Below are 13,885 nucleotides of genomic sequence, written 5' to 3'. Positions count from 1 at the left end.
GTCCGTCCGTCCGGCCCGGGGGCGCGCCCGACGCGACGTCGGCTGCAACAATCGCCCGCATGACGGCACAGGCCACCGGCACCGACATCCTCGACGTCGCCCGCGAGCAGGTGCTCGAGCGCGGCGTCCCCCTGACGCAGGAGCAGGTGCTCGAGGTCCTGCGCACCGGCGACGACCGCCTCCAGGACCTCCTCGCCCTCGCCCACGAGGTGCGGATGAAGTACCAGGGGCCCGCGGTCGAGGTCGAGGGCATCGTCTCGCTCAAGACCGGCGGCTGCCCCGAGGACTGCCACTTCTGCTCTCAGAGCGGCCAGTTCACGAGCCCGGTGCGCTCGGTGTGGCTCAACATCCCCGAGCTCGTGCGCGCGGCCAAGCAGACCGCTGCCACGGGGGCCACCGAGTTCTGCATCGTCGCTGCCGTCCGCGGCCCCGACGCGAAGCTCATGGAGCAGATGCGCGAGGGCGTCGCCGCCATCCGGGCCGCCGTCGACATCCAGGTCGCCGCCTCGCTCGGGATGCTCACGCAGGAGCAGGTCGACGAGCTCGTCGACATGGGGGTGCACCGCTACAACCACAACCTCGAGGCGGGGCGCTCCTACTTCCCGCAGGTCGTGACGACGCACAGCTTCGACGAGCGGCTCGACACCTGCCGGATGGTCAAGGAGTCCGGGATGGAGCTCTGCTGCGGCGGGCTCGTCGGGATGGGCGAGACCCTCGAGCAGCGCGCCGAGCTCGCCGCGCAGCTCGGCGAGCTCGAGCCCCACGAGGTGCCGCTCAACTTCCTCAACCCCCGCCCCGGCACCCCGTTCGGCGACCTCGAGCCGATGGGCACCGGCGACGCCCTGCGCACCATCGCCGCCTTCCGCCTCGCGCTGCCGCGGACGATCCTGCGCTACGCCGGCGGCCGCGAGCTGACCCTCGGCGACCTCGGCACGCGCGACGGGCTGCTCGGCGGCATCAACGCGGTCATCGTCGGCAACTACCTGACGACGCTGGGGCGCGACCCCCGCGAGGACCTCGCGCTCCTCGACGAGCTCGAGATGCCCATCAAGGCGCTCAACGAGACGTTCTGACCCCGATGGTGTTCGCGGATGCCGGGGCGCACGAGCCGGTCGCGCGGGGCGACGAGCCCGGCACGTGGTGCGGCCAGTGCGGGCTCGCGCTGGCCGACGGCGACCACGCGGCGTGCGAGCGTCGCGGTGAGCTCGACCCGCCGCGCTTCTGCGTGCACTGCCGTCGCCGGATGAAGGTGCAGGTCACCCCGGCCGCGTGGACCGCGACGTGCGTGGCCCACGGCAGCGTCGAGCGCACGACCTGGGGCTGACGGGCGGCTGGGTGAAATAGCCGGGGGTCGTTGCGCGTTCAACGACCTGATCAGCGTCGATCGCCCTGTCCGATCCGCCCATCGCCACGACCAGGAGAACACCACTGTGAACGTCCTCGTCCTCGTCGGCAGCCTGCGCGCCGGCTCCACGAACCGCCAGCTCGCCGACGCCGCCGTCGCCCACCTGCCCTCCGGCGTCCGCACCACCGTCTTCGAGCGCCTCGCCGACCTCCCGCACTACTCCGAGGAGCTCGACCACGACGACGCGCTGCCCGAGGTCGCCCGCGACCTGCGCGACGCCGTCGCCGACCACGACGCGCTCCTGCTCGTCACCCCCGAGTACAACGGCTCCCTCCCGAGCGCGCTGAAGAACGCCGTCGACTGGGTCTCGCGCCCCCGCGGCGCCGCGGCCGTCGCCGGCAAGCCCGCCGCCGTCCTCGGCGCGAGCGGCTCGCCGCGCGCCGCCCAGTGGGCCCGCGAGGAGGGCGTCAAGGTCCTCACGGTCGCCGGCGCCGACGTCCTCGAGGACACCGTCGGCGTGGGCTCCGCCTTCCAGGCCTTCGAGGAGGGCCGCCTGGCCGACGCCGAGCTCGACGCCGCCCTGCGCGACCTCGTCCGCTCGCTCGCGGCCAAGGTCGAGCGCGCCCGCGACGCCGCCTGAGGCGCTCCCCCACCCCTCGAGCCTCTCCAGCGAACGCGTGTGAACACGCCGGTGCCCCCGGGCGAGCTCACACGTGTTCGCCGTGATGGGGCCGCACGAACCGACGGGCATGATGGGCCGCGATGGATGCCGCCGCCCTCGCCGCCCTGCGCGCCTTCGACCGCGCGCACGTGTGGCACCCCTACTCCTCCGCGCTGACGCCCACCGACCCGTACGTCGTCGAGTCCGCCGAGGGCGTGCGCCTGCGCCTGCGTGACGCCGCGGGCGACGCGCACGAGGTCGTCGACGCGATGAGCTCCTGGTGGTGCGCGGTCCACGGCTACCGCGTGCCCGAGCTCGACGCCGCCGTCACCGAGCAGCTCGACCGCATGGCCCACGTGATGTTCGGCGGCCTGACCCACGAGCCGGCCGTCGAGCTGTCCCGGCGCCTGCTGGCCCTCGCCCCCGCCGGGCTCGAGCACGTCTTCCTCGCCGACTCCGGGTCGGTCTCGGTCGAGGTCGCGATGAAGGCCGCGCTCCAGTACCAGCTCGGCGCCGGCCGCCGACGCACCCGCTTCCTCACCGTCCGCGGCGGCTACCACGGCGACACCTTCTCACCGATGTCCGTCACCGACCCCGACAGCGGGATGCACGCGCTCTTCCGCGGCGTCCTGCCCGAGCACGTCTTCGTCCCACGCCCGCCCGGCGGGATCGACCTCGCCGCGGACGATCTCGCCCTCGTCGCGTGGGAAGCCACCACGCGAGAAGTGTTCGCGCGCAACGCTGCCGACATCGCCGCGGTCATCCTCGAGCCGGTCCTCCAGGGCGCCGGAGGCATGCACGTCTACCCACCGCGGGTCCTCGAGGTGCTGCACGGGCTGGCGCGCGAGCACGGCGCCCTCGTCATCCACGACGAGATCGCGACCGGCTTCCACCGCACCGGCCCGCGCTGGGCCGGCGACCGCGTGACCACGACCCCGGACATCCTCTGCGTCGGCAAGGCGCTGACCGGCGGGTACCTCACGCTGGCGGCGGTGCTCTGCACCCGCGAGGTCGCCGAGGGGGTCAGCCGGGGCGCCGCCGGAGGGCTCATGCACGGCCCGACGTTCATGGCCAACCCGCTCGCCTGCGCGGTCGCGGTCGCCAACCTCGACCTCCTCGCCCGACGCGACACGGAGGCCGAGGTCACGCGCCTCGAGGCCGGCCTGCGCGACGGGCTCGCCTCTGCGACAACGCTGGACGCGGTCGCCGACGTTCGGGTCCTCGGTGCCGTCGGCGTCGTCCAGCTGCGTGAGCCGGTACGCGTCCCCGAGGTCACCGCCGCGGCGATCGCCCGCGGGGTCTGGGTCCGGCCGTTCCGCGACCTCGTATACACGATGCCTCCCTACGTCACCTCCGACGCGGACCTGGCCACCCTCACGGCGGGCCTCGTCGGTGCCGTCGCGGACGTCCACGGCTGAGGGCCGACGGGCACGGTTGCGAGTTCTCGCAAGACTCTTGTGGAGCCGCGCACATACCGAGTAGACATCGCTCACCACAGCAGTGCCCGGGGACTCCTGAAGGTGAGAACAGCATGCGCCGTCGACCCATCTCCACCGCGGTTCGCGCCGCGTCCGTCGCCGCCGTCGCGGCCCTCGCCGCGGCCGGCCTGACGATCCCGGCCGACGCCGCACCACCACCGACGCTCGCGCCACGCGCCGCCACCGCGAGCCCGGCCGTCGACGCCTCGGCGTTCTCGGCGGCGCAGCGGGTCCGCCTCATCACCGGTGACGTCGTCACGCTGCCCGGGGCCGGGCGGCCGCTCACGGTCACCCGCAGCCCGGGGTCGCGCTCGTCCTTCTCGGTCGTGCGGACGACCGACCACACGTACGTCGTGCCGTCGGCGGTCCGCCCCCTCGTCGGCCGCCTCGACCTCTCCCTCTTCGACGCCCGCACCCTCGCCACCAAGCCGGCGCAGACGCCGGTCACCGTCACGTACGACTCCACCTCGACCCCGACCGCGGTCCCGGGCGTGAGCATCACGAAGCGCTCCGGGCGCACCGCCACCGGGGTGGTCACCGCGCAGTCGTCGGCCGCGCTCGCGAAGGCCCTGCGGACCCGCTCCGCCGCATCGGTGTTCCGTGGCGTCGCCGGCATCACCGCCGCCTCGCCGACCGTCCGCCCGACCTTCCCGATGCACACCGTGAGGATCCGGCTGGGCGACGGCGCGAAGCCGGTCGAGGGGCTCGTGATCCTCGCCAACGTCGACGACATGCGCAAGGCGGTCACCGCAGGGTTCACGCTGGGCGGCGAGACCCGCCTCAGCGTCCCGGCCGGCCACTACCAGGTGGCTGCGATGTTCGACGACCCGACCTCGAGCGCGCTCGCCATCCAGCCCGAGGCCCTGGTCACCGGCCCGACGACGCTGCGGCTCGACGTCGCCACCGCCACGGCCCGGCCACGCGCGAGCACCCCGCAGCCGACCGACGCCCTCTTCGCCGCGCTCGACGTCAACCGCGTCGACGCGACGCAGAACGGGTCTCTGTCGCTGGGGATGTGGAGCTTCGACGGTCTGCCGGTGCGCTACTCGCCGGTGCCGGCGGGCTCGGTGGTCCACGGGTCCCTCGACAGCGACTACAGCTACATCGCCGCCCAGCGCGGGCGTCCCGTGGCCCCGGCGTACCAGTACGACCTCGGTGCCTCCTTCCCGGGCGCCCTGCCCGCCGACATCACCCTCGACCCGAAGCCGTCGGAGCTGATGCAGGTCACGCACCGGTACCGCGGCAGCACGGCACGCAGCGGTATGGACGCACTCATCGAGCACGGCATCACCCTTCCGAACGGCAGCGGCATCGGGATCGGCTTCTTCCGGCCGGCCCCCGCCCGGACGACGGTGTGGAGTGGCGGCAGCGCGGGCCTCACGGTGTCGGCGTCGTACACGGCCGCCTACGACTGGGAGAGCAACGTCGGCTCGGAGTACCTCACGTCCGCCGAGCGGCCCATCGTCCCCGGCACCTCGCACTCCGAGGTGTGGAACCAGCGGCCGTCGCACCCGAGCATCGTCCGACCGAGCCCGACCTTCCCGGTGTGCGGCGCGTGCCTCCAGGACGGCTATCTGTTCCTCGGCGTGCCGTCGTTCTCCGACAACGACCCCGCGCACTGGGGCCTGGTCGACGACCCGTCGCGCGTCCGGTGGTCGGTCTCGACCGCGGGGCGGGTGCTCCGGGAGTCCGACGGCCCGATGGTCGACCTCGTCGAGCTGCCGAAGGGCACGGCGCCCGTCGTCATCCAGCACCGCGAGCGGATGCGGCGCCTCGGCTTCGCGGACTCGACGACCACGACGACCTGGCAGGTCCCGCGGACCGCGCGGGGCAGCGTGCCCGGCGAGTACTGCCTCGACGGCGTGGGGCCGTGCAGCGCGCTCGCGATGCTGGAGCCGCGCTACGACCTCCGGATCGGGGACGACGGCACCGTGCTCCCCGGCCGGCGCACCGGCACCCTCACCCTGACGCCCTACCTGTCGACGGCCCGCGTGACGAGCCTGGCCGTCGACGTGAGGTACGGCTCGGGGCCGTGGACGACGGTGCCGTGGACCCGTACCGGGCCGACCACGTTCGCCCTCGACCTGCGCGTCCCGCGCTCGGCCGGCACCGCCGACCTGCGCGTCCGTGCCAACGACTCGGCGAGCAGCACCGTCACCCAGACCATCACCCGCGCGTGGACCGTGCGCTGAGACCTTGGAGACCACGATGAACCGTCAGCGCACCGCCTCCCCCCGTCCCGGCCGCCGCATCCTGCGGGCCGCGGGCGCCCTCCTCGCCACCGCCGTCGTCGGCGCGACCCTCGTGGCCGCCCCGACGAGCGCGGCTCCGCTCGACCCGTCGCCCGCCACGGCGGACGTGACGCTCACCGCGCCCGCGGTCGTCGAGAACGCCTGCGCGACACCACGTCCGGGCAAGGCACGGTGCCTCGCCAAGGGCCGCGTCGACCGCGTCACCCGCCAGGCCGGGCTGGCCGCGAGCGCCGCGACCGACCGCCTCGTGGGGGCGCGGGGCACCGGGGCCCTCGCCACCGCGGCCACCCGCCCGCCGGGCTACGGCGCCGACCAGCTGCGCAAGGCCTACGGGCTCCCCGCGACGGGCAGCACCGCCACCGTCGCCGTGCTCATCGCCGGTGACGTGCCCCACGCCGAGGCCGACCTCGCCGTCTACCGCGCGACGTACAAGCTGCCGCCGTGCCGCTCGTCGACCGGCTGCTTCCGCAAGGTCAACCAGCAGGGCCGCGCCGCGCCCCTCCCGGCGGGCGACCCCGGCTGGGCGCTCGAGGGCTCGATGGACGTCCAGATGGTCTCGGCCGCCTGCCCGACCTGCCGCATCCTCCTCGTCACGGCCGACGACCCGTCGCTGGAGAACCTCGCCGCCGCGACCGAGACGGCCCGTCGTCTCGGCGCGAGCGTCGCGTCGCACAGCTACGGCGCCGACGAGTCCGGTTTCGCGCTCACGGTGAAGCGCCCCTACCGCAGCGACCGGATGATCAGCGTCGTCTCCTCGGGCGACTGGGGCTTCACGACGGCGAGCTTCCCGGCGGCGCTGCCGGACGTCATCGCGGTCGGGGGGACGTCGCTGCGCCGCAGCACCAGTGCACGGGGCTGGTCCGAGCGGGTCTGGGAGTTCGCGGGCAGCGGGTGCTCGGCGTGGTTCCCCAAGCCGGCCGGCCAGAAGGACACGCACTGCGCGATGCGCACGGTCTCGGACATCTCGGCGGTCGCCGACCCGCAGACCGGCGTCGCCGTCTACGACACGTGGGAGAACCCCTTCGGCCCGGACTGGGTGGTCCTCGGCGGCACGAGCACGTCCGCGCCGCTCGTCGCGGGGATGGTCGGGGCGGCCCGCGCCGGCCGGACCGTGCGGACGAGCGCGCTGTACGGCCGCACCGCCTTCGTCAACGACGTCGTCGGCGGCACGAACGGCTTCTGCGGCGGCGACTACCTCTGCCGCGGCGTGAAGGGCTACGACGCCCCGAGCGGCATCGGCACGCCGCGCGGCCTGCGGGTGTTCACCGGCTGAGGCAGCACCCCGACACAAGGGTTCGTCCACGAGACCCCGGCTCCGAGCCGGGGTCTCGTGGACATTTCGGGGTGCCCCCGAAAAGGTGGGGCGGGTGGGGCTGGGTCAGCGGGGGGTGAGGCGGTCGAGGGCCGCAGCGGCCTCGGCGGGGCCGAGACCGAGGACGCGGGCCCGCTCGAGGTAGGCGTGCGCGGCCTCCTCGAGGGCCTGCTCGGGGGTCGAGGTGGTCGGGGGGTGCGGCGCCACACGGGTCCCCCCGCCCCGGCGCGAGCGGACGTGGCCGGACTGCTCGAGCTCGCGGTAGGTGCGGGCGACCGTGCCCGGCGAGAGCCCGAGGTCGGCGGCCAGCTGCCGCACCGGGGGCAGGCGGTCGCCCGGCGCCAGCACGCCGGAACCGACGAGGTCGGCCAGCTGGCGCCGGAGCTGCTCGTAGGGCGGTGTCGGGTCGAGGACGTCGACCGTGACGGACTGCAGCGTCATCGCCGCGGGGCCCCGACCGGCGCCGCGTCCCCCGGCAGCGGGCGCGGCAGGTCGTCGACGCGCACGCGCGGCGTGACGAGCAGCGCCCCGAGCGCGGCGGCCGCCCCGACGAGCGCGAGCGGGCCGAGGACGGTGACGACCCAGCGGCCGACGGCCTGGGCCGGGGTGCCGCAGTCGAGGTCGGCGAGCGGCGCGACCATGAGCGAGGCGACCGGCCCGAGGGTGCCGAGCACCGCGAAGAGCGCGGCGGTGAGGACCGTCCCGGCCGACCACCGGCGCAGCACCGAGTCCAGGCCGAGGCCGTGCGGGTCGGGGCGGGGCCGACGGACGACCGCCCGCAGGGCGAGCACCGTCAGCAGCGCCAGGACGCCGGACGACGCCGCGAGCGGCAGGGCGTAGAACGACCCCGGCCACGGCCCGCGCGAGCCCGCCACCTGCGTCGCGACCCCGTCGACGAGCAGCGTGCACCGCTCGGAGAGGGCGCGACCCGCGCGGCCGAGGTCGTCCGGCGAACCCCAGGCGGTCCCGGCGGCGAGGACCCCGCCGAGCGCCACGGTGGCGAGCGCGAGGAGGGTCGCCCGCCCCCGCGGCAGCACCGAGCGCACGGTCCGCGTCTCGACGACCGCGGTGCGCCGGACCCCGGCGGAGGGCCGTGCCGCCAGCTCGCCGACGACCGTGCCGAGCAGCACCCCGGCGCCGACGGCCGCCGGGGCGAGCGCCGTCAGCCGGCCGAGCGCGTCGACCCGCTGCCCGAGGACGAGCAGCAGCCCGCCGCCGACGAGCCCCAGGGCGAGGCCGACGAGCCGCCATCCTCGGGTGCGGTCGGCGATACGGACGACCTCGGCGTGCTCGTTGACCCCGACGGTGACGACGTGGCGACGCGCCAGGGCGACACCGAAGGCGACGAGCGCGAGCGGCAGGGCGAGGATGCTGACGAGCACGGTCGTCTCCTTTGCTTGTACCGGATGCTTGACACAAGGAGGATGACTGCTCGCGGCACTTGTGTCAAGGACTTGTCACAAGTGCCGGTGGCCGGGCATGGCAGGATCGAGGGATGAGCAGCCCGCTGGACTGGATCAGGGACGCCGCCGCGGCCCGCGACGCCGTGGGCCTGACCCGGCGTCTCGTGACGACCAAGGCGCGCGACGTCCTCGACCTCGCGGGCAACGACTACCTCGGCCTGCGGCACCACCCCGCCGTCGTCGCCGGGGCCGTCGCCGCCGTCGAGACCTACGGCACCGGCGCCGGCGCCTCCCGGCTCGTCACGGGCACGCTCGACGTCCACGAGCAGCTCGAGGCCTCGCTCGTCGCCATGACGGGCGCCCCCTCGGCCCTCGTCCTCTCCAGCGGCTACGCGGCCAACCTCTCGGTCCTCACGACCCTCGCCGACGCCGGCTCCCTCGTCGTCAGCGACGAGCACGCCCACGCCTCGCTCATCGACGGCTGCCGCCTCGCCCGGGCCGCCGTGACGGTCTCGCGGCACAACGACCTCGAGCACGTCGCCGAGCTCCTGGCCCGCCGTGACACCCCGCGCGCGGTCGTCGTCGCGGAGTCGGTCTACTCCGTGCTCGGTGACGTCGCGCCCGTCGAGGACCTCGTCGCGCTGACCGCCGAGGCCGGCGCCCTGCTCGTCATCGACGAGGCCCACGCGCTCGGGGTCGTCGGGCCGGGCGGCGCCGGCCTCGTGGCGGCCTCCGGGTCGATGGGCGCCGAGCACGTCGTCGTCACGACGACCCTCTCGAAGTCGCTGGCCTCCCAGGGCGGAGCGGTCCTCGCCGCCCCCGAGGTCCGTGAGCACCTCGTCAACACGGCCCGGCCGTTCGTCTACGACACCGGCCTCGCCCCGGCCGCGGCCGGTGCGGCGCTCGCCGCGCTCGAGGTCCTGCGCGACCACCCGGAGCTCCCGGCCCGCCTGCACGCCAACGCCGCCCGCCTCGCCGAGGCCGTCGGGGTCGAGGCACCGACCGGGGCCGTCATGTCCGTGCCGATGCCCGGGCCGCACGAGACGGTCGAGGCCGTCGAGCGGGCGCTCGCGCTCGGGGTGCGCGTCGGCGCGTTCCGCCCGCCCTCGACCCCCGACGGCACGTCGCGGCTGCGCCTCACCGCGCACGCCCACCACACGGCGCACGACCTCGACCGTGCCGCAGCCGTCCTCGCCGAGATCGTCCCCGGGCGCGAGCAGTGAGCGACCCGCGCGCACTCCCCTCCGTCGTCCTCGTCACCGGCACCGGCACCGACGTCGGCAAGACCGTCGCCACCGCCGCCCTCGCGGCACTCGTCCGCGGGCGGGGCTCCGAGGTGCAGGTCGTCAAGCCCACCCAGACCGGCGTCGGCCCGGGCGACCCCGGTGACGTCGACGCGGTGCGCCGGCTCGTCGGCACCGACCTCGTGACGCACGAGCTCCTCCGGCTGCGCGACCCGCTCTCCCCGGAGGCCGCGGCCCGCCGCGAGGGCGTGACGCTTCCGCCGGTCGCCCTGCACGCCAGGCAGATCGGCGAGCTCGCGGCGCAGGCCCACGTCACCATCGTCGAGGGCGCGGGCGGCCTGCTCGTGCGTCTCGACTCCCGCGGCGGCACGCTCGCCGACCTCGGCACCGCCCTGCGCTACAAGGGCGTCTCCTGCGGGGTGGTGCTCGTGGCGTCGCCGGGCCTGGGCGTGCTCAGCACCGCCCAGCTCACCGCCGAGGCGCTCGCCGCCCGCTCGCTGCCGCTCATCGGGGTCGTCGTCGGCTCGTGGCCGGCCGACCCCGGGCTCGCCGAGACCGAGAACCTCGTCGACCTCCCGCGCGTCACCGGGGCGCCGCTCTGGGGACGCATCCCCGCGGGTGCGGGGTCGATGACCGCCGAGGACTTCACCGCCGCCGCACCGGGCTGGTTCGACATCTCCTGACGACCGGCCGGGGCGGGCGCCGCACCCGCACGGAGCCCGGCGATGATGGGGGCATGAGCGCCAGCGACCACCCCTACCGCGTCACCGTCGTCTGCCACGGCAACATCTGCCGCTCGCCGATGGCCGAGATGCTCCTGCGCGAGGCGTTCGACGACGCCGGCCTCGGCGACCGCGTCGAGGTCGACTCGGCCGGCACCTCCGCCGAGGAGCTCGGCAACCCGGCGCACCCGCGGACCATCGCCACGCTGCGCCGGCACGGCCATCCCGACGTCGGCTGGTCGGCCCACCGCGCCCGGCAGTTCCACGCCGACTGGTTCGACGACACCGACCTCGTCCTCGCCGCCGACCACCCGCACGCCGAGCGCCTCGGCCGCCTCGCCCGCGACGAGGACGACGCCGCGAAGGTCCGGCTGGTGCGCTCCTTCGACCCGGACGCCGTGGCCGTCGGCGAGCTCGGGATGGACGACCCCTGGTACGGCGGCGACGCCGAGTACGAGCAGACCTACGACGAGATCCGCGCCGCCGTGCCGGGCATCGTCGAGCACGTCCGCCGCGCCCTCGACGCCTGACCGCCGACCCGGCAGCGGGCGGCGCCCGGACGCCGGGGACGACGCCCGCGCGCACTCTGGGAGGATGGGGGCCATGTCGAGCACGCCCCCGGTCGCGTCCGGGCTCCACGCCGCCCAGTCCCTCGTCGACGTCGCCCCGCCCATCGCGCTCGGGGCGCTGGACGGCCGGTACCGCGGCGTCGTGGCCGGGCTCGTCGACCACCTGTCGGAGCCGGCGCTCAACCGTGCCCGCGCGCACGTCGAGGTCGAGTGGCTGCTGCACCTGACCGACCGCGAGGTCGTGCCCGGCGTGCGCCGCCTCACCGACGACGAGAAGGCCCGGCTGCGGGCCGTCGTCACGACCTTCGGCGCCGACGAGATCGACGAGATGTCGGCCACCGAGCGGGTGACGCAGCACGACGTCAAGGCGGTCGAGTACTTCCTCAAGGCGCGGCTGCGCGACATCGCGCCCGCCAAGGAGGACGCCGGCCTCGCCGAGCTCATCCACTTCTGCTGCACGAGCGAGGACATCAACAACCTCTCGTACAGCGTCATGGTCCAGGGCGCGGTGCAGCAGGTCTGGCTGCCGCGGGCGAACGCCCTCGTCGAACAGCTGACGTCGATGGCCACCGAGCTCGCCGACGTGCCGCTGCTCGCGCACACCCACGGCCAGCCGGCGACCCCGACGACGATGGGCAAGGAGCTCGCCGTCCTCGCGTGGCGCCTGCGCCGCCAGCTGCGCCGCATCGAGGACGCCGAGTACCTCGGCAAGCTGAACGGCGCCACCGGCACCTACGGCGCCCACCTCGCCGCGGTGCCCGAGGCCGACTGGGAGGACATCAGCCGGACCTTCGTCGAGCACCTCGGCCTCACGTGGAACCCGCTGACGACCCAGATCGAGAGCCACGACTGGCAGGCCGAGCTCTACGCCGACGTCGCGCGCTTCAACCGCGTCCTGCACAACATGTGCACGGACGTGTGGACGTACATCTCGATGGGCTACTTCGCCCAGGTGCGCGGTCAGGGCACCGTCGGGTCGAGCACGATGCCCCACAAGGTCAACCCGATCCGCTTCGAGAACGCCGAGGCCAACCTCGAGGTCTCGAACGCCCTGCTCGACGTGCTCGCCTCGACGCTCGTCCAGAGTCGCCTGCAGCGCGACCTCACCGACTCCTCGATGCAGCGCAACATCGGCACCGCGTTCGGGCACAGCCTCCTCGCCATCGACAACGCGCACCGAGGGCTCGACGGCCTCGACGCCGTGCCGTCCGCGATGGCCGCCGACCTCGACGCCAACTGGGAGGTCCTCGGAGAGCCGGTGCAGTCCGCGATGCGCGCGCTCGGCGCCCGCGGCGTGCCGGGGATGGAGGAGCCGTACGAGCGGCTCAAGGAGCTGACCCGCGGCCGCCGCATCGGCCAGGACGACCTCGTCGCGTTCGTCCGCGGCCTCGGGCTGCCCGCCGACGTCGAGGAGCGCCTCGCCGCGATGACGCCGGCGACCTACGTCGGCCTCGCCCCCACCCTGGTGCGGCACCTGCCGTGAGCACGGCGGCAGTGGCCATCGTCCCGGCGCGGCTCGAGGACCCGCGGCTGGCCGTGCTGGTCGCCGAGCACCTCGCCGAGATGGAGCCCACCGCGCCGGCGTGCAGCCGTCACGCGCTCTCGCTGGAGCAGTTCCGCGACCCCGCCGTGCGGCTGTGGGTCGCGCAGGCGGCCGGCGCGCTCGTCGGGTCGGTGGCGCTCAAGGACCTCGGCGGCGGCCACCTCGAGCTGAAGACGATGCGGGTCGCGCCCTCGCTGCGCGGCTCCGGCCTCGGGCGACGGCTGCTCGACCACGCCCTGGAGCAGGCGCGCGCGGCCGGTGCGACGCGGGTCAACCTGGAGACCGGCTCCGGCGACGTCTTCGCCCCGGCGCGCGGCCTCTACCGCGCGCACGGGTTCGTCGACTGCGAGCCCTTCGGCGACTACCGCCCCGACCGCCACAGCACCTTCCTCACCCGCACCCTCTGACGCTGCCCGCCCCCTCCTCCCGCCCCTTCCTCCCGCGAACGCGTGTGAACACGCCGGCGCCGACCGGCGGGTTCACACGCGTTCGCGGTGGGAGACTGCGCCCAGTCGTCCAGGGGGTTGCATCGTGGGTGGGTCCACCGCTGAGCTCCGTCGCGCCTCGTGGCGCGGTCGGACCGTTCTTGCCCTCGTGGCGGTCGGCGGCGCGATGACGCTGGGTGCGTGCACCGGCACCCCGGCCGGAGGCGCGACCGCCCCGACCACCGCGCCGGCGGCGTCGCGTACCGCTGCGTCCACGTCGGCCACCCCGGCGCCGGGGCCGGTCGACGCCGAGGCGTTCCTCGGTGGGCTCCTCGAGAAGGTCGAGGGGCAGGACTCGGTCAACGTCGTCGTCGACTCGGACTACGAGTTCCTCAACGCCGACCTCCTGCTCTCGACTGGTGCACAGCGGGTCCTCCTGCGGGACGCGGAGCAGTCGCTCAACGTCGTCGTCATCGACGACGTCGTGTGGACCCAGGACGAGGAGCCGCTCGGGTCGCCGTGGACGGAGGTCGACGAACGCCCGGAGGGACTCGAGGCCGCCGGCCCGTCGCACCACGTCCGAGCATGGCAGGACGGCGTCCGGTCGGTGACGCGGGGCAGGACGGAGGTGGTCGAGGGCCACACCCTGACCACCTACGCCGTCGCCGTGCGGGCGGACGCCGCCTGGGCGGCGCTCGGCATGGTGACGCAGCCCGGGTCGCCCGGCACGGTCACCTACATCGTCCGGGTCGACGAGGACGGCCTGCTGCGCGACGCGAACGCGACGATGGGGGACTCGAGGGTCACCATCACCTACGACGGCTGGGGCGCCCCGCTCGAGATCGTCGCCCCGCCGCGCGACTGACCGCCCCCTCCGCCTCCACCTCTCTGCGAACGCGTGTGAACCCGCCGGTGCCGCCCGGTGTCGAGT

At 75.0% G+C, this 13,885-nt stretch carries 14 protein-coding genes; 12 read left to right on the top strand and 2 right to left on the bottom strand.

Annotated features, from left to right (window positions below):
• Positions 1-59 precede the first annotated feature (59 nt).
• The 6 genes from bioB (at position 60) to LG324_RS02485 (ending at position 7,009) form a co-directional block, all read left to right on the top strand.
• On the top strand, positions 60-1,073 hold the full coding sequence (gene bioB, locus LG324_RS02510) for a biotin synthase BioB (RefSeq protein ID WP_404351544.1): 1,014 nt from the start codon (positions 60-62) through the stop codon (positions 1,071-1,073).
• A gap of 5 nt (positions 1,074-1,078) precedes the next feature.
• Positions 1,079-1,324, top strand: coding sequence for a hypothetical protein (locus tag LG324_RS02505; RefSeq protein ID WP_404351542.1), 246 nt, complete (start codon positions 1,079-1,081; stop codon positions 1,322-1,324).
• A 106-nt stretch (positions 1,325-1,430) separates the two neighbouring features.
• Positions 1,431-1,985 carry an NADPH-dependent FMN reductase gene (locus LG324_RS02500; protein ID WP_030527076.1) on the top strand — a complete coding sequence of 185 codons (555 nt, stop codon included), beginning with the start codon at positions 1,431-1,433 and terminating at the stop codon, positions 1,983-1,985.
• A 122-nt stretch (positions 1,986-2,107) separates the two neighbouring features.
• Positions 2,108-3,424: an adenosylmethionine--8-amino-7-oxononanoate transaminase gene (locus LG324_RS02495; protein WP_404351540.1), complete on the top strand. Its 1,317-nt coding sequence runs from the start codon at positions 2,108-2,110 to the stop codon at positions 3,422-3,424.
• A 113-nt stretch (positions 3,425-3,537) separates the two neighbouring features.
• Positions 3,538-5,676: a hypothetical protein gene (locus tag LG324_RS02490; protein WP_404351538.1), complete on the top strand. Its 2,139-nt coding sequence runs from the start codon at positions 3,538-3,540 to the stop codon at positions 5,674-5,676.
• 16 nt (positions 5,677-5,692) lie between these two features.
• Positions 5,693-7,009 (top strand): S8 family serine peptidase, encoded by a 1,317-nt coding sequence (locus tag LG324_RS02485; RefSeq protein WP_404351536.1) that lies wholly within the window; start codon positions 5,693-5,695, stop codon positions 7,007-7,009.
• A 105-nt stretch (positions 7,010-7,114) separates the two neighbouring features.
• Here LG324_RS02485 and LG324_RS02480 read toward each other — a convergent pair whose 3' ends face one another.
• Both LG324_RS02480 and LG324_RS02475 read right to left on the bottom strand, forming a co-directional pair.
• A complete protein-coding gene (locus tag LG324_RS02480) occupies positions 7,115-7,489 on the bottom strand; it encodes a GntR family transcriptional regulator (RefSeq protein WP_404351535.1) in 375 nt (124 codons plus the stop codon).
• Complete coding sequence (locus LG324_RS02475; RefSeq protein ID WP_404351533.1) at positions 7,486-8,430, bottom strand: hypothetical protein; 945 nt, start codon at positions 8,428-8,430, stop codon at positions 7,486-7,488. Before LG324_RS02475 ends, LG324_RS02480 begins: the two co-directional genes overlap by 4 nt.
• Positions 8,431-8,543: 113 nt before the next feature.
• On the opposite strand from LG324_RS02475, the gene LG324_RS02470 reads away from it, so the two are divergent.
• The 6 genes from LG324_RS02470 (at position 8,544) to LG324_RS02445 (ending at position 13,819) form a co-directional block, all read left to right on the top strand.
• Positions 8,544-9,674, top strand: coding sequence for an 8-amino-7-oxononanoate synthase (locus LG324_RS02470; RefSeq protein ID WP_030527082.1), 1,131 nt, complete (start codon positions 8,544-8,546; stop codon positions 9,672-9,674).
• The gene (bioD, locus tag LG324_RS02465) at positions 9,671-10,378 is read left to right on the top strand and encodes a dethiobiotin synthase (protein WP_404351532.1); all 708 of its coding nucleotides are present in this window, start codon (positions 9,671-9,673) and stop codon (positions 10,376-10,378) included. Before LG324_RS02470 ends, bioD begins: the two co-directional genes overlap by 4 nt.
• A 53-nt stretch (positions 10,379-10,431) precedes the next feature.
• Positions 10,432-10,947, top strand: coding sequence for a low molecular weight protein-tyrosine-phosphatase (locus tag LG324_RS02460; protein WP_404351530.1), 516 nt, complete (start codon positions 10,432-10,434; stop codon positions 10,945-10,947).
• A gap of 73 nt (positions 10,948-11,020) precedes the next feature.
• Complete coding sequence (gene purB / locus LG324_RS02455; protein WP_404351528.1) at positions 11,021-12,469, top strand: adenylosuccinate lyase; 1,449 nt, start codon at positions 11,021-11,023, stop codon at positions 12,467-12,469.
• Complete coding sequence (locus LG324_RS02450) at positions 12,466-12,936, top strand: GNAT family N-acetyltransferase (RefSeq protein ID WP_404351526.1); 471 nt, start codon at positions 12,466-12,468, stop codon at positions 12,934-12,936. The genes purB and LG324_RS02450 overlap by 4 nt, the downstream gene beginning before the upstream one ends.
• Before the next feature lie 124 nt (positions 12,937-13,060).
• The gene (locus LG324_RS02445; RefSeq protein ID WP_404351524.1) at positions 13,061-13,819 is read left to right on the top strand and encodes a hypothetical protein; all 759 of its coding nucleotides are present in this window, start codon (positions 13,061-13,063) and stop codon (positions 13,817-13,819) included.
• Positions 13,820-13,885 lie beyond the last annotated feature (66 nt).

The organism is Phycicoccus jejuensis, from assembly GCF_044797865.1.
Classification (GTDB): Bacteria; Actinomycetota; Actinomycetes; order Actinomycetales; family Dermatophilaceae; genus Phycicoccus; species Phycicoccus jejuensis.
The sequence above is the reverse complement of the archived record's forward strand: the minus strand, read 5'-3'. Positions and strand labels throughout refer to the sequence as shown.